Source organism: Brucella sp. IR073, from assembly GCF_049065735.1.
Lineage (GTDB): Bacteria > Pseudomonadota > Alphaproteobacteria > Rhizobiales > Rhizobiaceae > Paramesorhizobium.
Genome location: NZ_JBAKHD010000012.1, coordinates 1 through 22,650, shown reverse-complemented (window position 1 = coordinate 22,650; position 22,650 = coordinate 1). Strand labels below are relative to the sequence as shown.

The following is a 22,650-nucleotide window of genomic DNA, read 5'->3' as shown; positions in this document are numbered from 1 at the left end:
AAAATTGTGGGGATTGCGGCTCCCAAGGCCAGCCGAAGATCGCGTTCCACATAAACCCCGGCGATGGAGGAGCGCCCGTGCCTGCGCCTAATTCCATTTCGTTCGACAAACTCACCTGCATCGCGACCATTGTCCGCGGCGCAGATACCGCCCGGCTCGATCTCGCACCCGAAGCAGCCGGTTTCCTCGCGGCTTTGCTCGGACTTCGCGGGTGTATTCCGACGATCTGAAGCAACTGGAAGCCGGATTGCTGCTCTTGACGCCTTATCGCTGGGCACGGGACGCAACCGGCGAGCCCCACGACTGACCCACGAACAAGCCGAAGGCAGAATGATTCAGGAACGCGCATATCCAACTCTGGTCGCGGCCACTCGGGTCTGGGCCCGCATTGGCTTGCTGAGCTTTGGCGGTCCGGCCGGCCAGATTGCCCTCATGCACCGGATTCTCGTCGAAGAGCAGCGCTGGCTGGGCGAGAAACGCTTTCTTCATGCGCTCAATTACTGCATGCTGCTGCCGGGCCCGGAAGCAATGCAGCTCGCCGTTTATATCGGCTGGCTCATGCACCGCACGCTGGGCGGCATCATCGCAGGGATCCTGTTCGTGCTACCGGGCGTCGTGGCGATCATGGCACTCAGCTGGATCTATGCGCTCTACGGCAATGTCGGGCCCGTTGAAGCCCTGTTCTTCGGGCTCAAGGCCGCGGTGCTTGCCATCGTGATGCAGGCGGTCATCCGAATCGGGTCGCGCGCGCTGAAGAACCGGGCGATGGTCGCCATCGCCGCCGCATCCTTCGTGGCGATTTTCTGCTTCGCCATTCCGTTCCCGCTCATCATTCTGACGGCGGGCCTGGTAGGATTCTTCGGTGCCCGTGCGGGCCTGCCCGCCTTCCATGGCGGCGGCGGCCACGGCAAGATTGGCAAAGTCCAGGTCGATGATGCCGATACCCTGCTCGGCGAAGAGTCGCCGGATCACACGCAGGTCAACCGTGGCTGGGCGTTTCGCATCTCGGCGGTGTTCCTGGTGCTCTGGTTGGTTCCCGTCGCCCTGCTGTTTGCCGTCTTCGGTTCGGCCAATGTTTTTGCCCAGATCGCGGGCTTCTTCAGCGTCATGGCCGTGGTGACCTTCGGTGGCGCTTATGCGGTCCTTGCCTATGTCGCGCAAGAGGCGGTGCAGCACTACGGCTGGCTCGCCCCCGGTGAGATGCTGGACGGGCTCAGCCTGGCCGAGACCACACCTGGGCCACTTATCATGGTGACCCAGTTCGTGGGCTTCATGGGCGCCTTTCGCGATGCGGGCGGCATGTCACCGTTGGTGGCGGGGACGCTGGGGGGCCTTCTGACGACCTGGGTGACATTCACGCCCTGCTTCCTCTGGATATTCCTAGGCGCCCCCTTTATCGAGCGCTTACGCGACAACAAAGTGTTGACAGCATCTCTGACGGCGATCACGGCCGCCGTCGTGGGTGTGATCATGAACCTTGCGGTCTGGTTTGGTTTGCATGTTATTTTCGACGAGCTACGGAGGATCACGTCCTTCGGTCTCAATATCGAAGTGCCCGTCTGGTCCACATTGAACCTGTCTGCTGCTGCGCTGGTGCTAGCCTCCCTTATCGCGATGTTCCGCTTCAAGCTCGGCCCGGTGACGGTTCTCGCTGGATGCGCAGCGGTTGGCCTGATTCTTGGGACAGCTAACCTTACATAACGCGAATGCCCGCTACTCGATCACGATCGGGATCAGGGAAACGATGAGCAGCGCGGCCATCGCGATGTTGAAGACGCGGATCGAGCGGCGCGAGGACAACAGGCGTCCGATTGACGCGCCGAGCGCTGTCCATCCCAGCACGCTGATGAAGGTTGCCATACCGAAGACGGTAGCGAATAGAAAGGCGAGGTTCATACGTCCGGCATTGGCTCCTTGGCCGTAAGTGACGACGGCGCCGCTCACCATCACCCATAGCTTCGGGTTCACCAACTGAAAGAGCGCTCCGTCGAGGAACGATAGTGGCGACCCGTCGCGAGCCGGCTTCGTTGTTTCCTCTTCATGCACCACGGGCTCGGCGTTTCCGACCTTCCAGGCCAGCCAAAGAAGGTAGAGGACGCCGATCCACTTCAACATTGCGCCAATGCGCGGGTCTGTTACCACGGCCGAGCCGAAGGCTGCGACCACGAGCATGATCGCAGCGACGCCAGTTGCGATCCCTGCGCTCAACGGCAGGCTGCGGCCCATGCCGTAGGTCGCGCCGGATGCCGCGGCCATCATGTTGTTCGGTCCCGGCGTTGCCGCCATAGCTATGGCGAACCCCAGCAATCCCACTAACCATCCCAGATCCATGCCGTTTCCTCATTCTGTGTGGTCGTAAGAATAGGTTACCTTGCATGACATCGGGTTGCGTTTAAGGCTCAGAGAATGCAATTGTTGGCATCAGAGATGCATAATCAGATTGATAGAAGCATGAAATGCCATGAAATTGGATAATATTGACAGGCGCATTCTGCGCGAGTTGCAGCGCGACGGGCGCCTTCAGAATATCGAGCTCGCCAAGCGCGTCGGCCTATCGCCGTCGCCTTGCCTGCGACGGGTAAAGCTCTTGGAGGAGGCTGGGGTTATCAGACGTTACGTCGCCGTCGTCGACCAGGCAAAGGTGGGCCTGCGCCTTTCCATGTTTGCGCGGGTCTGGCTCACGGCGCAGGATGCCGAGACGATCGACCTCTTCATAGCCGCCATGCGCAGCCTGCCGGAGGTCGTCGAATGCTATATCATGCTGGGCGAAAGCGATGCGCTTCTGCGGGTGGTCGTGTCCGGCCTCGATGACTACCGTCGCTTCCAGTCGACGCATCTGACGCGGAAGAACGGCATCCAGAACGTCAAGACTGACGTGCCAAGCGAAGTGGTAAAACAGACCTTCTCACTCCCCGTATAGGCGGCTGCTCAACCGATGGATGCGGAAGGTGCAGTGTGGACCGGACGGTTCTTTCCCCAGCTTGCTTCGGCGAAGCCATTAACGGATCGCTCCTGCTGAAGCGGGATGATCGGCGACGACCCTCATCGCACAGACCATGGGGTTGGCGATCCAACGTGGCGTGGATCCGGCGGCCGTAACTCCGGAGCAATGGGGCAAGGCGATCGAACTCCAGCCGCGCTGTCTGCTCGCAGCCGGGCTCAGTGCGCCACCTGAGAAGGACCTCGGCGAGAAATCCGATAGACAGCAGCAGGCGGAACGTTGAAGAATGTACCACCAATTCGCCTCGCCTTCAAACCCAGGCGGTCAAGCACAGGCCTTGGAATCGGACATCGAGGCCCGTAGGTGAACTGGTAAAAGGCTCCTCCCCGCTTCAGGTAGTAAAAAGAACCGCGCAGGATGGCGATGACTTTGCGCGGCGGCATGGACAGGAGCGGCAGTCCGCTGACAACCGCTTGGGCTTGCGGTCCTTCGTAAAGAGCCTCCCGTGTAAGATCCGCCGCGTCCATGTTTATTATCCTGGCCGACGGGAAACGCTTTCGTAGCAGCGCCGCAAAATCGGGATCGAACTCTATCAAGGTTAGGTCGCGCTCATCAACGCCGCGACCCAACATAGTGCGCGTAAACACACCGGTACCAGGGCCGAGTTCGATCACCGGTCCCCTGCCTGGCAGGACGTCGGCGGTCATCAGTTCGGCCAATGCTCTACTTGATGGCGAGACGGCTGCGATTTTCAGAGGTTCTGCAGCCCACGCCCTAAGAAAGCGAAACAGGTCGCCCGACGAGCATGTGCTCTCCAAACATGGTCGAGAGCCGCCCCTCTGCCGGAGGGCCACGTCATCGCCGTCCAAATTCGTGCCGTGCGCTCCATCCGCGCTATCTGTGGTGATCATCTTGCTTGTCCGCTGCTCGGCGCGCCCGGAGATGAACGTCGAAAGTTGCTGGGCAGAGCGTCTGGCCTTACCCCGTGGCGATTTCCTTGACTATCGCCACTTACCACGGATTGTGCGGCGACCCTTTCCGCCCCTTCCAGCTAACCTGCGTAAAGATTTTCCGCCACTGCCATCGACTCCTTGCGTTTGAAGTACCCGTAGCGCGCGTGCCTTGATACACCCATATTTGTGCAGCCAACTCCCTACTTGCATGTCCGTAGCTTGTTGGCGGAATATCCCGGATGGCTGCGGCGATCACCTTTCGTATACGCCTATGCGAGCAATATTGACACTATTGTCGCTATTGTCAACTATCGAGATCTTCATTCTTATATCGCCAGACGCGGGCGCGCATCGTGCGCCAATCCGCCGACATCTCGACTGGCGAGGGCTGTCAGGAGCGTGACGTGATGTAACAGCGACGCAGACGATATGTTTGCCGCGCCGGACTTTCGGATAGGTGGCGTGATCCTACGATAGGCCAGTTGCCTTCGATGGGCGGACGATAGCCTTCACTTCGTCGTCGAGCGCTTCGAACAGCCGGCGAATCGAGGAGCCGGGATCCCGGATTCCGCATCCCAAACTCTTCCGCCGCGAACGACTTAACGCGTGGCCACCGTCTGTATGTTATCCAGAGTCCGCCGCATCATCTCGGCGTATTCGCGATCGAGGAAGCTCACACGAAACAGGAAACGTCCGAGAGCTCCGAGGTTGCCGGGGAACCGTTCTCGGTTCAATTGAAAGGCGTACGTCCATTCGATGCTGGTGCTGTCGGGAGAAAGAGGACGATAGATGAATGTTCCCACCGAGTAATCAATCGCTCCTGCCTGCTCGCTAGTGTAGTTCCAGACCACGTAGCGAAAAGTATACAAGTCGCTCGCGAGGGTCCGTTCCAACACCTGCTCGACCAGCGTCGAACCATCGCTTAGGCAGACCAGACGTCGCGATCCAGCCTTCCCGAACTGACCCTTTGTAAGATTATAGGTGCCTAGCACCCGCGGCAGACTACCGCGCTCGTCGATTATGTCGCCCAGGTCCGCCGACTCAACCTTTCGGACGACGTCCTGCAACCTTCCTTTGACGTCGACCGCCTCGGTTCGCGCCACCCAAGCCTCGTTCGCTGCTGCTGGAACCGAGCTGTCTTTAAAACTCGCAGGCGGTACGCAGGTAGCGGCGATTGTCGTAGTCGCACCGAGCAGCAGCAGCGAAATAATGGCGAAGGTTCCTTGAGCAATGTTCCAAATGGGACGGATCGGAATCGGCATTACTTGCTCTCGTGTTACTGCACCCCGGAGCGGAATCTCGAGGAGCGCTGAAACGCCATTGAAGCAGGCCTTGATATTGACAAATATCACAAAACTGTCAAGAGTGTCACGGAAATCCACGGAACAAAGACATCGTCGCTGCGGCGGCAGCCACGGCAACAACCCAGAAGGGGAACGACCATGAGCGAAGGAAAAACAACGCAGGGCCTCAAACGCCGAAGTGTGCTCGCTGGTATGGCGGCGACGATGGCCGCAGTTCCCGTATCCGCCTCGGCGAAGCCGGGAGAGGCGGACGCTCGCCGTTTCGAAAACAAAGTCGTGGTCGTTACCGGAGGAACCTCTGGCATCGGTCGCGCCACTGTGCTTGCTTTTGCACGTGAGGGAGCGAAGGTGGGCTTCTGCGGTCGACGCACGGCGCTTGGAAGGCAGGTCGAGGCGGAAGTCCGGGCTCGAGGCGGCGAAGCGACCTACATAAAAGCAGATGTGCAGATAGCCGCCGAGGTCAAACAGTTCGTCGATAGGGTCGCTGACGCTTATGGTGGCCTCGATGTGGCTTTCAATAACGCGGGGATCAATTTCTCAAGGCCTCTGCACGAAATAGACGAAGAGGACTGGAACAGGCTGAACGACACCAACGTTCGCGGCGTCTTCCTCGCTATGAAATACCAGATCCCGCATCTCCTGAAGCGAGGAGGCGGCACTATCGTCGTCACTTCATCGGCACAGGCCGTAGCGACAAGAGCCGGCGGCTCGGCATACACCGCGAGCAAGCGGGCCCTCGTCGGCCTTGTCCAGGCGGCTGCCCTGGACTACGGACCGCGGGGAATCAGGGTGAACGCCATAGCGCCCGGAACAGTCGATACTCCCATGGTGCGTGAGATGGCTGGCTCTGGTCTTGACGATGCCGCATGGGCCGCGCTGGCCCGCAAATGGGCGGAAGCAAACATTCCTACGTTGAAGCGCATGGCAACCCCTGAGGAAATTGCCACCGCCGTGCTTTCATTAGCCTCCGATGAGTTCCCATTCCTCACGGGTTCAACACTCTCCATCGACGGCGGCATGACGGCTCAACTCTGAATGAGGTACGCCCCCTAGTTGTGAACGAAGTGCGGTTTGTAGACCCTGGGAAGGCCGAAGCGAAGCCCGTCATCGTTGAGAACTCAGGCCGAAGGCGCCAGCGATCATCACACCGACAAACTGTTTGAGATCAGGTGCGAACACCTCTGGCCGAGGCGGAGGGACCGTGCTCTTGAGACTTTTGGCGCCAAGAAAAAGGTAACGGGCGAGTGTCTCCGGTGTAAGGCCATTGGCGAACGCTCTTCCGCGCCGGCTCGCCTCGCGACCCAAGCGCTCGGCAAGGACGGCTTCGAAGCGGCGTCCGTATTCCGCGGTGATGGCGCCGCAATGTCGATCATGCTCCTCCAGCAATTCGACGGCATAGGGCGAGACAGCCAGCCGGCTGAGGATATGGCCAAATCGCGCTTGCAACCCAGCAACGGCGACGTCAGCCAAGTCAGCATTTTCGCTTGCGGCGACCTCCATCGCTTGAATTGCCGCGTCGAGGGCGCCGGCATGCAGCATTTCCGCCACGGCTGCAAAGAGCGCCTCCTTGCTTGCATAATGGCGGTAGAGCGCCTGGCGTGTGACACCCACGTTTTCGGCAACCAGCTCCATGCTGGTTTGGCGAAAGCCATGATGGCTGAAAACATTTAGCGCGATGTCGAGGATGCGGGATTTGGTGCTCATAGAGACATGTTGACAGAATCTACGACTGTGTCAACATAGAAACACGCCGTGACCCCTTTCATGTCGGCAACCTGCGGGGTCAGCCATGGGGTCACTATGTCCAATTTCATTGCGCTCTCCCTTCCACATTCTTCCGGCCTTGGCGCCAGGCTTGTTCGGCACCGCTGGACAGTCATCGCCTCGAGCATTCTCCTGCTCGTGATAGCAGGCTTCTTGGCTTCAGGCGCGCTGAGGGCGCTGTCCTTGTCGCGGTTCGAGGCGCCCGGCTCCGAGTCCCGTTTGGCTGCAGCTCAAATGCTGGAAACCTTCGACCTGGGCGCAGCCAACATGCTGCTGCTGGTCACTGCCCGGGACGGCACGTTGGACGACCCGGCGATCAGCGCCGAAGCCAGGGCCATCGCCGAACGCCTTGCCGGTGAGCCATTCGTTGCGGCGGTGGAGACGCCCTGGACCTCGCCCGGCAAGCTCGGCATCGTCTCCGCCGACCGGCGGCATGCGCTGATATTGGCGCGCCTGCCGGGAAACGCCACCGAAACACGGTCGTTCATGCGCGAGCTTTCGCCCAGCTATACGATCGAGACCGAGCGTCTCACCATCGGAGTCGGCGGTGGCGACGAGGTGTTCCGTCAGGTCGGCGTGGAAGCCGCCAAGGACTTTGTGCGCGCCGAGATGATCATCCTCCCCGGCGTGTTCCTACTGTTGCTGGTGTTTTTTCGTAATGTCGCGGCGGCGATCCTGCCAGTCGCCGTCGGGCTGTTCGCGATGGTCTGTACCCTGGCGATGCTGCGCCTTCTGGCAGGAATAACCGAGGTCTCGACCTTCGCGCTCAACCTGACGCTGGTCCTGGGCCTGGGGCTGGGCGTCGACTACGGCCTCTTCATCTTGGCGCGTTTCCGAGAGGCGCTGGGGCGCGGGGCGCCGATTGCAGATGCCGTTACCGAAAGCGTGGCCACGGCGGGACGAACCGTGCTTTTTAGCGGCATTACGGTGGCGGCCTCTCTCGCCGCGCTGCTGGTCTTTCCGTCGTCCTTCCTTCGATCCTTTGCCTATGCGGGCGCTATCGTGGTACTTTTCAGCATAATCGGCGCGACGGTGCTCCTGCCAGCTCTGCTGGCCGTGGTGGGGCGATGGATTCCGCCAACGAAAGCGGGGGTTGCCGCCGGCTTCTGGCACCGCACCGCATTTGCCGTCATGCGACGCCCGCTGGTTTTCGGCCTCGGCGCCATCGCCATCCTAATACTGCTTGGCTCACCGGTACGGGACATCGCTTTCGGTATGCCCGATGACCGAATTCTTCCAGAGGGCATATCGAGCCGCACCGTTCACGAGACCATCCGGCAAAATTTTACTGCCGAAGTGACGGATTCCTTCCTGATCCTCGGCTCGGGCGACGACGGCATCGCGCCGCGCGCCGCCGAGATTGCCGCCTATGCCACCGAGTTGTCTCGCATTCCGGGAATAGCCGAAGTGGAGTCGGCGGCCGGGGCCTTTTCCGGAGGTAAGCAGGTGCGCCCGGCTCCGGCCGACCTGGATGGCTGGATCAGCGGCGGACACACCTGGCTTGCCGCAATTCCGCTCTCGGAGCGTCTCGAGAGAGATCACCTAGCCTTCGTTCAGGATATACGCGCGGTATCGGCATCCTTCGATACGCAGGTCGGCGGCTATCCGGCCGATCTTGCCGATTTTCGCCTGATGGTGATGGCCTGGTTGCCGCTGGGAGCGACGATCGTTTTCGGCACCACTATCGTCATTCTGTTTCTGATGACCGGCAGCGTGCTGCTGCCGCTCAAGGCCACCATACTCAATCTCGTCAGCCTGGCAGTCTTGTTCGGCGCCCTGGTCTATGTCTTCCAACAGGGGCATTTCGCGGGCCTGTTGGGGTTCACCCCCACCGGCACGCTTGAAAGCTCGATCCCCATCCTGATGTTTTGCATCGCGTATGGACTGTCGATGGATTATGAGGTTTTCATGCTCTCCCGCATCAAGGAAGAGCACGACCATGGCCGCGACAATGCCAGCGCCGTCGCCATCGGTCTGGAACGCAGTGGCCCGTTGATCACGGCTGCTGCCGTCATCCTGGCCTTCTCCTTCCTCACATATCTCAGCTCCGGCGTGGTCTTCCTCAAAATGCTGGGGCTTGGCCTAGCGTTGGCGATCATCGTCGACGCGACGCTCATTCGCGCCGTGCTCGTTCCGGTATTCATGCGGCTGGCTGGCGATCTCAACTGGTGGTCCCCGGCGCCGCTACGTCGCCTCTACGGGCGGTTCGGCCTGAGGGAATGATCTGCAGCCATGGCCAGGCGGTGTTTTGATCGTCAGGTCCGCGTCGAATCACAAGTGAAGGCTTCTTGCCGGCCTGGGACCTTGGTCTGGCAAACCTGAATGTCGGCACTCCCAAAGGTGCACGCAGAACATGGACCGGCTGCTTTCGCCCTCGATGCGCAGGTTCCCCGCATCTATATCACCGTGACAGCGCGGCACATGGGAACCTTGGGCCGTAAGGACGATACGAGGTGTTCCGGAGACAGAGATGCCAACATATGTGCCTTCCCAGCCTGATCCGCGTCTTCTCGTGAACTCGCTGCGGTTGTCACTGACGATCGTCTTCGGCTTAACGACCGCCGGTCATCTCTTGTGTTTCCCTCCGGATGGGTTTGTATTTGAAGGCGGCGCAGACCACGCCGTGGTCGTTGGTGCCGGTTTCCTTATGGTCGCTGAAATTGAGATGGTCGTTGTGAACGTTCATTCCGTCGAACATCCATACGCGCCGTTGTGAGTTGTCGTAAAACTCTTCGCTGACCAGAATATGGTCGAGTGACTCCATGATGTCCTGATGGATGTGCGTATAGTAAACGTCGCGCGTACTGCGGTATTCTTGCAGGGTTTGCGCCGAATAGAGGCTTACGTCCCCTCCTCCCACGGAGTCGCCTACCAGATATCGCGGCTGCTCGGTCAGAATGTTCGCGGTGTTGCTGTGCTGGCCGTCATTAATGTCGCCCAATACAATCACGGGCGTCCGGCTCCCCTTCATCTGTTCCGTCAGGATAAAGCGCAGCGCGGCTGCCTCAGCGGTGCGCCGGATGGTGGAGATCGCAGCTCCCAGATTGGTCGCATGCTTCTTGTATGCAGCCTCGTCGGCTGTGAACCAGTCCTCCCGAAAGATCTGTGTGGGTGCCTTCGATTTGAAGTGACAGACATAGACATGCACCGGCTCCTGGTCGTCGCGCGGCTGTATTATAAAATGCAGCACGGGGCGGGAGAAGGTGCCGATCGCCACGCTGATGGCCGGGGTCTGCGGATCGTCCCCGGAGCTCCTCAGCGTGAATTTGTCCGGAAACTTGACGATCCAATCCGGTATTCCCGTCAGAAGCCCCTTGCGGACAATGGCGGCGCAGACGATCCGGGTGCCGTCGGCCTCCACGGGAGTAACGAGGTCGTACTCGTCCGTCAAACCGGAATCTTCGAGAGCGCGTGCGATCGAGTTCCTGTGCCATAGCTCCTGGAAGCCCATAACATCGGGCCGCAGGGTCCGGATCATGCGTTGCGTCCAGTCGACTTTGCGCTCGTATTCCTCTCTGGACCACCCATTCGCGTCAGAATAAATCGGGAGGCTGGGCTCGTTGAGATTGTAAAGATTGAATGTACCGATGCTCAGCCGTTTCAGATTCATCTTGCCCCACCAATCGTCCTCACCGCTCCGACGAATATCAAAATAGCAGAAGCGAAGCGATGCGCGGATGACAGCTTCTAACGCTGTTGATTTCCACTGAGAGCTGACCCGGCACAGCCTGATATTTCCAATGAGAATTGACCCATATTTCAACCGTCCCCTGGGTTTTCAGCGAGGGCTCTGGAGTGATCGACATGACGTTACCCACCACGGCCACATCCTCGAAACAGGAAACGACAGCTTCCGCTTCAAAAACAGCTCGGCGGATGAGCCCAAAACAGCGAAGGAAAAACGAAGGAACTTGACGACCACGACTAACACGAACGATACCTAAGGCGGGTCACTTCTCGGTGGGAATGCCGGGCCAACTCTCAGTGGAAATCAACAGGCCGCCAGCCACCCGATCCATCCGCATCTTAGCCTTTGTGAGCGTGCCGCCCGATGGCGCCATCCTCTCATAAGCGGTGAGGGGAGGTGCGTTCGGCAAAGGCACGCTCGCACAAGCGGAAAGCAATGCGAGCAGAGCCACTCCGAGAACCGGCCGTGAACGCATGAGGCGGATGCGAAACCTTGAGATCATTACCGAACCTTCCGAACGGTATCTCCGGTTGAAGGCTTAACGATTTCAGGGTTAACCGCGGTAAAGTCGGTGTAAGTTGGTTAAAACCTGCCGTCAGGCGGCGGTATCGACCGGCGCGAACGTCAGCGGCTGGCGGGGAAGCTCCAGCGTGACCGCGAGCCCGCCGTCCGGCGGCAGGGAGGCGTATACGCGCCCGCCATGGCGCTCGACGGCCTGCCGGGCAATCGCAAGGCCAAGGCCATATCCGCCGCGCGGCATAGCATTCGTCCCGCGGGAGAATGGCTGGAAGATCCGCTCGAGTTCGTCCCGCCCGACGCCCGGCCCCTGATCCGTGACGCAGACCCGAAGAAGCGCACCCTCCGTTTCGCATTGCACGGATATTTGCGAATGTTCGGCGGTGTATTTGACGGCGTTGCGGATGATGTTTTCCAGCGCCCTGTAGACCAGTTCGCCCTCAACCGCGGCAAGGAACACACCATCGACGCAGGCCGTGATCGACACCTCGCGCGCCTGGGCCTCGAACGCCGCATCACCCAGGATTTCGTTGAGAAGCTCGATGACGTCGAGCGTCTGCGTCTTCAGCGGCAGGCTGGAGCGGATCGTCAGCCTGGCGAGGGTCAGCACCTCGCCCACCAGCATATCGAGCCGTTCAACTTCCCGGTCCATGCGGTCGAGCATGGCGTCGAGTTTCGCCGGGCTCTGCCTCAAAACCCCCACAACGGCCTGCAGGCGGGACAATGGTGAGCGCAATTCATGGGATACATCGTGGAAAAGCTGCTGCTGGACCGCCTGCAACTCTTCCAGCCGGGCGGCGGTAGAATCGAAGTCATGCGCAAGCGCCGTAACCTCATCCTTGCGCCCCGCCATCTTGTCGCCGATGCGCACGTCGAAGCGGCCATGGGCCAGCGCGCTTAGCCCATCGCGGAGATGGACGACCGGACGGATGAGATAGCGGGCGAGGGCGGCTGCCGATATCGTGCTCGATATCAAGATCGCGAACCAGAGCATGAACGGGGCAAGCCTGCCGGAAAAGCTCGTCTGGGGCGACACGGAGATGCGATAGCAAACGCCGTCCTTCGGCACGTCCCTTGTCTCCGCCGTGTTCGCCCGTGTGCATGCGCCGGACTCCGCGACCCGGGAAATCACAAGGCCGAGCGGCACCGTTTCCTCGCTGGTCCGGGCAAAGCGCCGGGCAACGGCTTCGCCCTCCCCTACGAGGATGTTTTCAGTCAGGTTGAGGACGATTTCCCGCTTCTGGCGTTCCAGCTTGGCGGCGAAGGGCTGCGTCTGCAGGAGATGGACGATCAGGATGATGACCGCAACCGAGGCGGCCAGCGTCAGCCAGATGATCACGAAGAATTTCTTGAAGAGCCGGGGCATTTCAATCCAGAAGCAATTGGTAGCCTTGGCCGCGGACAGACCGGATCCAGGACTGGCCGTCCGCCCGCAGCCCGAGCTTCTGGCGCACGCTGCTGATATGCACGTCGATGCGGCGGTCGAAGGGGGTGAGCGGCTTGCCGAAAGCCCGTTTCGATATCTCCTGCTTGGAAACCAGCTGACCGGCATTGCGGGCGAGAACTTCGATGAGGCTGAACTCCGTGCCGGTCAGTTCCAGCGGCTCTCCGTTCCATTCGGCGGTACGATTGCCGGGATGGATGACCAGACGCCCGGCCCGCAGCGTGCCGGTGGAGGCGCCCGCCGCCGGCTGGTTTACCCGCCGCAGGATTGCACGCACCCTCGCCGCAAGTTCGCCCGGGGAGCACGGCTTCGTCACATAATCGTCAGCCCCGAGGTCCAGCCCCGATATCCGGTCGATATCGTCGCCTCTCGCCGTCAGCATCAGCACGGGAACCTGGCTCAGCTTCCTGATCCTTTGCAGGACCTCGATTCCGTTCATGCGCGGCATCATGATGTCGAGCACGATCAGGTCCGCCGCGTTGCGGGCGGCAGCGGCGATGGCGGCGCGCCCGTCCGTGTCGGTCGCGACATCATAGCCCTCTTCTGCCAGATATTCCTGCAGCAGCGTCGTCAGTTCGACATCGTCGTCGATAAGCAGGACCTTGTTCATCTGCATCGTCCGTCCTTCATGCCGGCCACCCATAATGCAGAAATGCGGGCGGGCGGCGGATTTTTACCCAGTTTAACACAAACTTGACGGCGCTTAACGTTCACCCGGCTAGTCGTGGACGGACAATGCCGGCCTCATGCGGCCAAACCGAAGACGATGAGGAATGATTGGTGAAAGCACCTTCCCTTTCGCTCGCCGCCGCCCTTGCCGCGGCGGCCTTTTTTCTGCCGTCCGGTAGTGCCGGGGCTCAGCAGCCCGAGGCCCCTGCCCTCACCGTCTCCCTCATCCGCCCTGTGCAGCGGGAATGGCCCGAAACGGTTCCTGCCGGGGGCTGGCTGAAGCCCTGGCAGGAAGCAACGATCGCTTCGCAGATCGGCGGCCTTCGCATCACGGAGATTCTGGCCGATGTCGGCTCCGTCGTGACCGTGGGGCAGCCGCTCGTCCGGCTTTCGCAGGACAGCGTGCTGGCGGATGTGCAAAAGCAGGAGGCGGCCGTCGCGACCGCCAGGGCAAATCTGGCGAAAGCGAAGGCGGATGCGGACCGCGCGAGAGAGCTTCGCCCCTCCGGCGCCGTTTCCGACCAGAGCATTGCCGATCGCCTGACCGCCGAGCAGACGGCAATGGCAAGCCTAGACGCGGAAGAGGCAGGGCTCGAAAGCCAGAAGATCAGGCTGGCGCAAACCACCATCACCGCCGTCGATGACGGTCTCATCACCGCACGATCCGCCGAACTGGGCGCAGTCGTCGCCACCGGCACAGAGCTGTTCCGTATGATCCGCCAGAACAGGATCGAATGGCAGGCGGAGGTCTCAGTGCGCTATCTGCCGCGCATTTCGGCAGGCCTCGTCGCCCGGATCGACGGCTTGGACGGCCATCCCGTTGAGGGCAAGGTGAGGCTCGTCGGCCCTTCGGTCAGCAGTGATACCGGCCGGGCTATCGTTTATGTCACGCTGCCTTCGAACCTCCATCTGCGCTCCGGGCTTTACGTGACCGGCAGGATCGAGCTCCAGACCACAGCCGCCCTCACGGTTCCCGAAACGGCCATCGTGTTCCGCGACGGCCTCACTTATGTCTTCACGGTTGACGACGCCAGCCGGGCGCGCCGCGTCCGGGTGGAGACGGGCCGCCGCAACGATGGCGATGTCGAGATCGTCTCCGGCCTGGACCGCGCCGCCAGAGTGGTGGCGTCAGGCGGCGCCTTCCTCTCGGACAATGTGCTGGTGAGCGTTGCGGAGGAACACCGATGAACTTCTCCGCATGGTCGATCCGCAACCCCGTTCCGGCGATATTGCTGTTCGTGATGCTGACCGCGGGCGGGCTGCTGGCGTTCCAGCACCTGGCGGTGCAGGATTTCCCCGACATGGACCTGCCGACGATCAGCGTCACCGCCAGGCTCGATGGCGCCTCGCCGCCGCAGCTCGAAACGGAAGTGGCGCGCATCATCGAGGACAACCTCGCCTCGCTCACCCATCTCGACCACATCACCACGACGATCACCGACGGAACCGTCTCGATCCGCGTTTCCTTCAAGCTGGAGAAGAACAGCGAGGAGGCGCTGAACGAGGTTCGCAATGCCGTGGACAGCGTCCGGGCCGATCTGCCGGCGCAGATGGAGCCGCCGAGCGTCACCAAGGTCACCCTGCAGAACGCCGCGCTCGTCACCTATGCGGTCCGCTCGTCGCGTCTCGATGAGACCGAACTCTCCTGGTTTATCGACAATGACATGACCAAGGCGCTCCTGTCGGTGCCGGGCGTGGGACAGGTCAGCCGCGTGGGCGGCATCGACCGCGAGGTTCATGTCGATCTCGACCCCGTAAGGATGGCGCAGCTCGGCGTGACGGCGGCCACGGTGTCAGCGCAGCTAAGGTCGGTCCAGGCGGATATGTCGGGCGGCGTCGGAGAGGTGGACGGCACCCGTCAGACCATACGCACGCTCGGCGCCGTGCCGTCGGTGGAAGCCCTGAAGGCGCTCCACATTCCCCTCGCCAACGGGCGGCAGGTTCGTCTCGACGATGTCGCCACCGTCACGGACAGCTTCGCCGACCGGACCTCGATGGCCTCTCTCGACGGCCAGCCGGTGATTGCCGTCGAAATCAAGCGCTCGAACGGGTTCTCCGACACCAGCGTCGCCGCCGGGGTAGCGAAGGCGATGGATGCGTTCGCCGCCGCGCATCCCGATGTGCGGATCGAGGAGGCCTATAGCACCGTCGGGCCGACCCTCGACAATTACGAGGGCTCGATGCACATGCTGTATGAAGGGGCGATCCTCGCGATCGTGGTCGTATGGCTCTTTCTTCGCGACTGGCGCGCGACGGTGCTCTCGGCCGTGGCGTTGCCCCTGTCGGTCATACCGACCTTCCTCGTCATGGATATGGTCGGCTTCAGCCTGAATGCCCTCACGCTGCTGGCGCTGTCCCTCGTGGTCGGCATCCTCGTGGATGACGCCATCGTCGAGATCGAGAACATCGCCCGCCATCTCAGGATGGGCAAGAAGCCGGTCGATGCCGCGCTGGAAGCGGCAGACGAGATCGGCCTCGCGGTCATCGCCACGACATTCACGCTGGTGGCCGTCTTCCTGCCAACGGCTTTCATGAGCGGCATACCGGGGCTGCTGTTCCGCCAGTTCGGCATCACTGCCGCCGTCGCGGTCCTTGCCTCGCTCGTCGTCGCGCGTCTGCTGACGCCGATGATGGCGGCCTATTTCATGAAGAATCATCCGGTCGAGGAAAAGGATGGCCGCATCATGAGCGCTTACATGGCGCTGGTAAAGGCGGCCCTCAATCACCGCAAGACGACCGCGCTCCTCACCGCCGTCACCGTCGCGCTTTCGCTTGCTACCATCCCCTTCCTGCAGTCGGGCTTCCTGCCCGCCTCCGACGATGCGCGCACGCAAATTACGCTGACCCTGCAGCCCGGTGTCACCATCGCGCGGACGGAGGCGACAGCCGCAAGGGCATCGGAGATCGTCCGCAGGCTCCCCGACGTGACGCATGTCTTCACCTCGGTCGGATCGACGTCTTCGGGCGGCGGCCCCGGTGCGACGACAACAAGCAATATCGCAGCCGCCACGCTGGTCGTCATGCTGACCCCTATCGGCGAACGCGACCGCACGCAGTCCGAAATCGAGCAGGACATCCGGCAGGCGCTCTCCGTGCTGCCCGGCGTGCGGGTTGCGGTTGGCGGCGGCGGCAATGGAACCAAACTCGACATCACTCTGGCAAGCGACGATCCCGTTGCCCTCAATGATACAAGCTCCGCGCTTGAAGAGCAACTCCGGACGCTTTCCGGCATCGGAGCCGTGACATCTACCGCATCGCGGCAGGCACCGGAGATTCAGATCGCCCCCGATTTTGCCCGTGCCGCCGCGCTGGGCGTGACGTCGAGCGCCATCGCCGAGGCGGTGCGGGTGGCAACTGGCGGCGACTATTCCTCCGCCCTGCCGAAGCTCGACCTGCCGCAACGGCAGGTTCCCATCGTCGTCCGCTTCAATCCCGAAACACGCGCCAGCCTCGACGATATCAGGAATTTGCGCTTACCCAGCGCGAATGGCAGCGTCGATCTCGGATCGGTCGCCGATATCCGCATCGGCGGCAGTCCGTCCCAGATCGACCGCATCGACCGGATGCGCAATGTCACGCTGTCGGTGGAACTCAATGGCCGTATCCTCGGCGAGGTCTATGACGAGGCGAAGGCGCTGCCGGCGCTTCGGAACCTGCCTAATGGCGTGAGGATTGTGGAACAGGGCGAACTTCAGCGCAGCACGGAACTGTTCCAGAGCTTCGGGATTGCCATGGCAATCGGTGTGTTCTGCATCTATGCCGTTCTCGTCATGCTGTTCCACGACTTCCTGCAGCCTTTCACCATCCTGATGGCGCTTCCACTGTCACTGGGCGGCGCGCTGCTGCCGCTTGTGGTGACCGGGACCAGCTTTTCACTGCCTGTCGTCATCGGGTTGCTGATGCTGATGGGCGTGGTGACGAAGAACTCCATCCTCCTCGTTGAATATGCGATCATGTCGCGGCGTCAGGGAATGGCGCGGTTCGACGCGCTCGTCGATGCCTGCCACAAGCGGGCGCGGCCCATCGTGATGACCACCATAGCCATGGCAGGCGGCATGCTTCCCGTCGCCCTTAGCCTGACGGGAGGCGATCCGGGCGTCCGGCAGCCGATGGCCATCGTGGTGATCGGCGGCGTGATAACCTCGACATTGCTCAGCCTCATCGTCATCCCCGTCATCTTCACCTTCGTCGATGATTTGCTCGGGCTGCTCAGGCGGCTCGCGCACCGAACCGGAGCGAGGCAGGAAAGCGTTAATCGGGAAACCCGCACCTCCTGAAACCGCCCTGCGAGGGCAATGGCAAAAATCAAGCATACATCAGAATCGAATTCCTGAACTACAGGTAATTTGTTTTGCAAGTGCGATATAAAATATGGCGACTTTTACGCCGCCGCGTGAGTGTTATTTCAGGGCTCCGAACGCAGGTTAACAGAGTGCAACTGATGGCTTTTCGCACCTCTAGCATCAGCTGAAATTAGTTTCGCAGAATGTACCATGGAGTTTGAGATTCTCGGCCTTGGATGGAAAACCCAATTAGCGGGAAAAGTAGCGATCCTGATGGCCGCGGGTATCCGACAAGGGCACTTTGCGGGGGAAACAATTGTCTAAAAGTCCGTTTGACAACTTCAATGAGTAATCCGCCTTATGAGTAAACTGGTCATTACGGCATAGATCATGGCTCGGACACGTCGATGCGTGCTTCATAATCGCGCACGAGGCGGCGATAGCGTGTCAACCAGCCGAAGGTCCGCTCGACTACCCAGCGCTTTGGCAGGACTTTGAAACCTTCGTCGATGCGCCGGACAATCTCGACCGTGAAGTTGAGGAACTCCGCTTTGTCGAGCAATCGACGGCGGTCATAAGCCCCATCTGCGAACAAATGCTTGATACCCGGCCATCGCTTGCGGATCGCATCGAGGATGGCCTGTGCGCCGGCGCTGTCGGAGATGTCGGCGGTCGTCAGGTTCACCATGAGCAGGCGGCCACCGGTATCGACGGCGATATGGCGTTTGCGTCCGACGATCTTCTTGCTCCCATCGAAACCGCGCGTGCCGCCGGCGGCGGGCGCCTTGACCGACTGGCTGTCCATCACACCGGTGCTGGGCTGCGGATCATTCCTTTAGTTGTACTCAGCCAGTCTTATCAATATTATGACCCGATTTGAAGGATCTACTGGAAGCTTGTTGCCCCTGTCGCTATGTTGAACCCATGCTGATCGATCTGGAACAGACTAGGCGAGAATTACACACCGGTTCATATGAATGGTCGGGAGGCGCGTCTACGTTTCTCAAGTCCGATCCCGGCGAGGGTGGGTTCCGCTTTCAGCGTGTGACCGTGGGCGTAGTGTTGACGCCACTTGGAAGCCATCATGCCGCTTATGGAAGTGACCGCCGCCGGGCATTGCCATTGCTGCCAGGCCAAGGGTGGGTCTTCCCCATCGGCTTCGAGGGCTGGTGCCGATGGGACGAGCCAAACGAATTCCTCAATGTCGAGATTGACGACGGCCTCCTCTCCGATGCCGGTATGCTAGCGCTTTCCTTTGCGCCGCGGTCGGGAACAATCGATGCCCTGGTGGCCCAACTGGCCGTCAATCTTCACGCTGCTGGCAATGCTGCGCCTCGGCTTTATCGCGATGCCTTGGCCGTTGCACTCGCGGCGCAGCTTGCGCATGTCACGGGCCGACCGGCAGCCAAACCGCTTGCAGCCGAGCCGCGTGTCCTGCGAGCGCTTGATTATGCCGAGGCGCATCTTGCGGACGATATATCGCTCGATGATCTAGCGGCGATAGCGGCTATGAGTCGGTTCCATTTCGCGCGCGCATTCCGTGAGGCGGTAGGCATGCCGCCACATGCCTATGTCGTCTCCCGCCGGATAGAGCGAGCGAAGGATTTATTGCGTTCGACTCGACTCTCCGTAACAGAGATAGCGTGGCGGGTCGGTTATGCCAATCCGGGAAAGTTCGCGGCACAGTTCCGCAAGCTCACCGGCGCTACGCCGGGAGCCTGGCGCGGGCACTGAAGCGCAAGAATGCGGTGAGCCACAGAAGACTCCGCCAGCCAGCGGGAACAGCAAGATCGGATTGGTAAAGCGCAAGAACGGGCGCTGACAATCGGAAATCATGAGGCGATGCTGGAGGAAGACTTGTCCTGAAGAGGTCTTCCTCATGTCTATACGCTCATCACTTATCACCGCGACGGTTTCCATATTCTTCGCCGGGGGTGCGTTTGCCGACGATATCCAGACCCGCCGGGTCTTTTTCAACAATGAAGGCGTGCCCCTGGTCGGCACGCTTTACCTGCCCGCCGATTACCGGCCCGGCGAGAGGCGTCCCGGTGTGCTGGTGACAGGCGCCTGGACCTCGATCAAGGAGCAAATGTCCGGCCTCTATGCCCGGGAAATGGCAGAGCGCGGCTACGCGGCGTTGGCCTTTGACTTCCGCGGCTGGGGGGAGTCAGGCGGGACAATCCGGTTCAAGGAAGATCCCGTCTCCAAGACGTCGGATATTGTTGCCGCCGGTCGCTTCATTGCGAGTTTACCCGAGGTCGACGCGGGCAGGATCGCTGGCCTCGGAATATGCGCCTCAGCCGGCTACATGGCGCAGGCCGCATCGGGCAATGCGAATTTTGTCGGCGTAGCGTTGGTCGCGCCCTGGCTGCACGATGCCGGTATCGTCCAGCAGATTTATGGTGGCCCGGAGGGCGTGGCCGCTCTGATTGCCACCTCACAGGAGGCCGAGGCCGCCGAGCGTGACGGCCAGCCGCGAATCATCGCCGCCGCTAGCATGACTGACCAGAATTCGCTAATGTACCAGATCCCCTACTACACAGAGAGCCACCGGGGCCTCATTCCTGCCTATGACAACAAATTCAACGTGGCCTCATGGGAGCCGTGGCTAACCTTTGATTCAGTGGCTATTGGCGCGCGGCTCGACAAGCCGACGCTCATCGTCCACTCGGAAGCCGCTGCGGTCCCGCAGGGTGCGCATGCCTTCTTCGCGCTTCTCCAAGGGCAAAAATCCGCACTCTGGCTGGAAGACGTCTCCCAGTTCGACTTCTACGACAATCCCGAAGACGTGACGCGGGCCGTCGAGGCCGTTGCCGCGCATTTCCACCGGATCAATAGCGGTTTCTGACGCTGCACTTCTAACCGGTTCGTCACCCACAAATGAAGATTGAGGAGAAGCTCATGTCCAAGCTCAAGAGTCTCGCTATCGGCATTATCCTGCTCGCCTCGGCCAATGCCGCGTCCGGGCAATCACCGGAAGCCAATATCCAACTCATCCGCGACTATTACACCGCTTACGCGAGCGGCAACCCGGAAGCCGTCCGACCATTCCTCGCAGAAGACGTGGTCTGGCGCGTTCCCGGCCATCACCCGCTGGCTGGCGAAAAGCGTGGCCAGGATGAGGTCGTCGCGTTCTTTTCCGGCCTTGCCAAAGGAAAATTTCAGGCTGAGCCGATCTTCTTTCAGGCCGATGGCGACCTCGTCGTCGATATCCATCGTGGCTGGAGCAATATCGGCGGCGGTCCCGAGATCGACCAGCTCTATGCGCTGATGTTTCGCATTGAAGGCGGCAAGATTGTGGAGGCAACCAACTTCCTGACCGACATGCACCAATCCGACGCCTTCTACTGGGCGCATTATCCGCTGAAGCCGCTGTCAGAGCGCCTTGCGGATTGAGCGGGCATTCAGTGATAGCCCGGCTCAATACCCGTCGGGCACCAGTCGGGGCGGTGAAACTTTCGTTAATGAGGAGAACGCCATGGACCTTTTTCATCTTAGCTCACCAAGGCCGCCGTTCGGCCAAAAAATCCGACGTACGAAGGCCGCGCTACTGGCTGCCGGGTTGCTTACAATAATCGGCGCGGACACGTCCTTTGCTTCACCCGTTGATGAAGCCCGCGTCGCCAGTGTGATTGCCGCCATTGCCGTTTACGCTGACAATCAAGATTTTCACCCTCTCGAACGCTTCTTCGCGCCGGAAACGACGATCGACTACACGTCCTTGTGGGGTGGCGAGCCGCAGCGCTTCGCGCCCTCGGCGTTGATGAGAGCTTGGGCTGGTTTACTGCCCGGCTTTGATGCCACCCGTCATGAGCTCTCCGACATTCAAGTTCGGATCGGCGACAACGCGGCCGCGGCACAGGCCAAGGTTCGCGCAACGCATTGGCTCGGTGATCGCACATGGGTTGTGGCGGGAGCTTATGACTACGCACTTGTCCGGTCTGAAGCCGGTTGGCAGGTATCTCGGATGACGCTTCGCCTTGCCGACGAAAGCGGAGATCGCAAGCTCGTCGAAGAGGCTGCCGCCAAGGTCGCAGGCACCAAATGACGGGTGTTATGATGATAAAGAAGAACGGAAACACGATCTTGGCGACACCGGCGCTCTCTCTTCTTGCGGCCTGCTTCCTGCTGGTCGCTCCGTCGAACGGGAACGCGCCGGCTGCTGCTGCAGACAGTTCCTTCTTAGCGGTCCTGTCCGACACTGATATGGCGCCGACCGTCTATGAAACCGGCAATCTCGGTCCGGTCGACCCGTACCACAGTGACACGCTTTCGATCATTCCTCTTCCTGTGGATCACGGTCGCGGGCCAGTCGCTATCGAAATTTCCAACTCCACCAATGGACCGCCCGGTGCACTCGAACTATCGGGCGACGGTCGCTTCGCTTATGTCGCCGAAACGTATCGGCAGCGCCCCAAAGGTGCGACCCGCCTTGATCAATTGCCGCAGGGCAATGTCATTCGTTCTGTTGATTTGCGTGCTGAAGGAGGCGCTGCCATCATCGATACCGTCGAGATCGGCACGCAGCCGCAGGCCATCGAGCTTAGCCCGTCCGGCGACCTCATGGTTGCGATCACGGTCGATGCCGACCAGGAACTATCCTTCGTGCATGTGCGGGACGGCAGGTTCGGCACGGTCGCACGGTTCGGTCTCGATCTGCCGCCCTCAAGCGGCTTCATCCCGCTCAAAGCGACCTGGGTGCAATGGCATCCAAGTGGCCGCTACATCGCGGTCAATCTCGTCGATCGCGCGCAAATCGCCTTCTACGAGATCGTGCGCGGCGACGACGGATCGGTGTCGGAAATATTGCCGTGGGGCAATCGGATCCAGACCAACAAATTTCCCTTTTGTCGGCCGTTTCTCGCCGGACGGGCGTTATTACATCACGTCCGACATCCAATGGGGCGTTGATACGAAAAGTTTCTACGGTGTGCAGGAGGTGACCTGAGACCCAACTTCCCTCCATTTTTCGGGAGAGTCTTGGGTTTTTAATCTGGCCTCATGCGGCCTGTTTTTCCATAGCCATCTTCATTGCGAACTCTCCGGGTGTGATGTTGCCCAGCGACGAGTGGGGTCTGTTCCTGTTGT

18 protein-coding genes and 3 pseudogenes are annotated in these 22,650 nt (G+C 60.8%); 13 read left to right on the top strand and 8 right to left on the bottom strand.

Annotated elements, in window-relative coordinates; genetic code table 11:
- Positions 1 to 119: 119 nt before the first annotated feature.
- A pseudogene (locus tag ACOWVG_RS18120) lies at positions 120 to 307 on the top strand (chromate resistance protein ChrB domain-containing protein); the annotation flags it as partial.
- Positions 308 to 330: 23 nt separating this feature from the next.
- Entirely contained in the window at positions 331 to 1,701 is a 1,371-nt protein-coding gene (gene chrA / locus ACOWVG_RS18115) for a chromate efflux transporter (RefSeq protein WP_420963749.1), read from the top strand.
- Between the two features lie 12 nt (positions 1,702 to 1,713).
- On the opposite strand, the gene ACOWVG_RS18110 is transcribed toward chrA, so the two are convergent.
- Positions 1,714 to 2,313, bottom strand: coding sequence for a LysE family translocator (locus ACOWVG_RS18110; protein WP_420963748.1), 600 nt, complete (start codon positions 2,311 to 2,313; stop codon positions 1,714 to 1,716).
- 148 nt (positions 2,314 to 2,461) lie between these two features.
- On the opposite strand from ACOWVG_RS18110, the gene ACOWVG_RS18105 reads away from it, so the two are divergent.
- On the top strand, positions 2,462 to 2,920 hold the full coding sequence (locus ACOWVG_RS18105) for an Lrp/AsnC family transcriptional regulator (RefSeq protein WP_420963747.1): 459 nt from the start codon (positions 2,462 to 2,464) through the stop codon (positions 2,918 to 2,920).
- A gap of 239 nt (positions 2,921 to 3,159) precedes the next feature.
- Here the strand turns inward: ACOWVG_RS18105 and ACOWVG_RS18100 are convergent, their stop codons facing one another.
- Both ACOWVG_RS18100 and ACOWVG_RS18095 read right to left on the bottom strand, forming a co-directional pair.
- Positions 3,160 to 3,648, bottom strand: a complete 489-nt coding sequence (locus tag ACOWVG_RS18100) for a class I SAM-dependent methyltransferase (protein ID WP_420963745.1) — start codon at positions 3,646 to 3,648, stop codon at positions 3,160 to 3,162.
- A gap of 845 nt (positions 3,649 to 4,493) precedes the next feature.
- Positions 4,494 to 5,156: a hypothetical protein gene (locus ACOWVG_RS18095; protein WP_420963743.1), complete on the bottom strand. Its 663-nt coding sequence runs from the start codon at positions 5,154 to 5,156 to the stop codon at positions 4,494 to 4,496.
- 180 nt (positions 5,157 to 5,336) lie between these two features.
- Between ACOWVG_RS18095 and ACOWVG_RS18090 the strand changes: the two genes are divergently transcribed.
- Entirely contained in the window at positions 5,337 to 6,233 is an 897-nt protein-coding gene (locus ACOWVG_RS18090) for an SDR family NAD(P)-dependent oxidoreductase (protein WP_420963742.1), read from the top strand.
- Between the two features lie 69 nt (positions 6,234 to 6,302).
- Here the strand turns inward: ACOWVG_RS18090 and ACOWVG_RS18085 are convergent, their stop codons facing one another.
- On the bottom strand, positions 6,303 to 6,902 hold the full coding sequence (locus ACOWVG_RS18085; RefSeq protein WP_420963741.1) for a TetR/AcrR family transcriptional regulator: 600 nt from the start codon (positions 6,900 to 6,902) through the stop codon (positions 6,303 to 6,305).
- A gap of 96 nt (positions 6,903 to 6,998) precedes the next feature.
- On the opposite strand from ACOWVG_RS18085, the gene ACOWVG_RS18080 reads away from it, so the two are divergent.
- Complete coding sequence (locus ACOWVG_RS18080) at positions 6,999 to 9,185, top strand: MMPL family transporter (protein WP_420963739.1); 2,187 nt, start codon at positions 6,999 to 7,001, stop codon at positions 9,183 to 9,185.
- A gap of 328 nt (positions 9,186 to 9,513) precedes the next feature.
- Here the strand turns inward: ACOWVG_RS18080 and ACOWVG_RS18075 are convergent, their stop codons facing one another.
- A complete protein-coding gene (locus ACOWVG_RS18075; RefSeq protein WP_420963737.1) occupies positions 9,514 to 10,572 on the bottom strand; it encodes an endonuclease/exonuclease/phosphatase family protein in 1,059 nt (352 codons plus the stop codon).
- 199 nt (positions 10,573 to 10,771) lie between these two features.
- On the opposite strand from ACOWVG_RS18075, the pseudogene ACOWVG_RS18070 reads away from it, so the two are divergent.
- Positions 10,772 to 10,906: pseudogene (locus ACOWVG_RS18070) on the top strand (ATP-binding protein); the annotation flags it as partial.
- 339 nt (positions 10,907 to 11,245) lie between these two features.
- Here the strand turns inward: ACOWVG_RS18070 and ACOWVG_RS18065 are convergent.
- Positions 11,246 to 12,532 carry a HAMP domain-containing sensor histidine kinase gene (locus ACOWVG_RS18065; RefSeq protein ID WP_420963735.1) on the bottom strand — a complete coding sequence of 429 codons (1,287 nt, stop codon included), beginning with the start codon at positions 12,530 to 12,532 and terminating at the stop codon, positions 11,246 to 11,248.
- A 1-nt stretch (position 12,533) separates the two neighbouring features.
- Entirely contained in the window at positions 12,534 to 13,220 is a 687-nt protein-coding gene (locus ACOWVG_RS18060; RefSeq protein WP_420963778.1) for a response regulator, read from the bottom strand.
- Positions 13,221 to 13,390: 170 nt separating this feature from the next.
- Between ACOWVG_RS18060 and ACOWVG_RS18055 the strand changes: the two genes are divergently transcribed.
- Both ACOWVG_RS18055 and ACOWVG_RS18050 read left to right on the top strand, forming a co-directional pair.
- The gene (locus tag ACOWVG_RS18055; protein ID WP_420963734.1) at positions 13,391 to 14,467 is read left to right on the top strand and encodes an efflux RND transporter periplasmic adaptor subunit; all 1,077 of its coding nucleotides are present in this window, start codon (positions 13,391 to 13,393) and stop codon (positions 14,465 to 14,467) included.
- Entirely contained in the window at positions 14,464 to 17,556 is a 3,093-nt protein-coding gene (locus ACOWVG_RS18050) for an efflux RND transporter permease subunit (protein ID WP_420963732.1), read from the top strand. Before ACOWVG_RS18055 ends, ACOWVG_RS18050 begins: the two co-directional genes overlap by 4 nt.
- 347 nt (positions 17,557 to 17,903) lie before the next feature.
- Here the strand turns inward: ACOWVG_RS18050 and ACOWVG_RS18045 are convergent.
- Positions 17,904 to 18,391: pseudogene (locus tag ACOWVG_RS18045) on the bottom strand (IS5 family transposase); the annotation flags it as partial.
- A 95-nt stretch (positions 18,392 to 18,486) separates the two neighbouring features.
- Here ACOWVG_RS18045 and ACOWVG_RS18040 point away from each other — a divergent pair.
- The 5 genes from ACOWVG_RS18040 to ACOWVG_RS18020 all read left to right on the top strand — a co-directional run bounded on the left by ACOWVG_RS18040 (position 18,487) and on the right by ACOWVG_RS18020 (position 22,473).
- The gene (locus tag ACOWVG_RS18040) at positions 18,487 to 19,296 is read left to right on the top strand and encodes a helix-turn-helix domain-containing protein (protein ID WP_420963730.1); all 810 of its coding nucleotides are present in this window, start codon (positions 18,487 to 18,489) and stop codon (positions 19,294 to 19,296) included.
- Positions 19,297 to 19,441: 145 nt separating this feature from the next.
- Positions 19,442 to 20,410, top strand: coding sequence for an alpha/beta hydrolase (locus tag ACOWVG_RS18035; RefSeq protein WP_420963729.1), 969 nt, complete (start codon positions 19,442 to 19,444; stop codon positions 20,408 to 20,410).
- 53 nt (positions 20,411 to 20,463) lie between these two features.
- A complete protein-coding gene (locus ACOWVG_RS18030) occupies positions 20,464 to 20,958 on the top strand; it encodes a nuclear transport factor 2 family protein (RefSeq protein WP_420963727.1) in 495 nt (164 codons plus the stop codon).
- A gap of 82 nt (positions 20,959 to 21,040) precedes the next feature.
- Complete coding sequence (locus tag ACOWVG_RS18025) at positions 21,041 to 21,610, top strand: nuclear transport factor 2 family protein (RefSeq protein WP_420963726.1); 570 nt, start codon at positions 21,041 to 21,043, stop codon at positions 21,608 to 21,610.
- A gap of 8 nt (positions 21,611 to 21,618) precedes the next feature.
- The gene (locus ACOWVG_RS18020) at positions 21,619 to 22,473 is read left to right on the top strand and encodes a hypothetical protein (RefSeq protein WP_420963725.1); all 855 of its coding nucleotides are present in this window, start codon (positions 21,619 to 21,621) and stop codon (positions 22,471 to 22,473) included.
- Positions 22,474 to 22,650 lie beyond the last annotated feature (177 nt).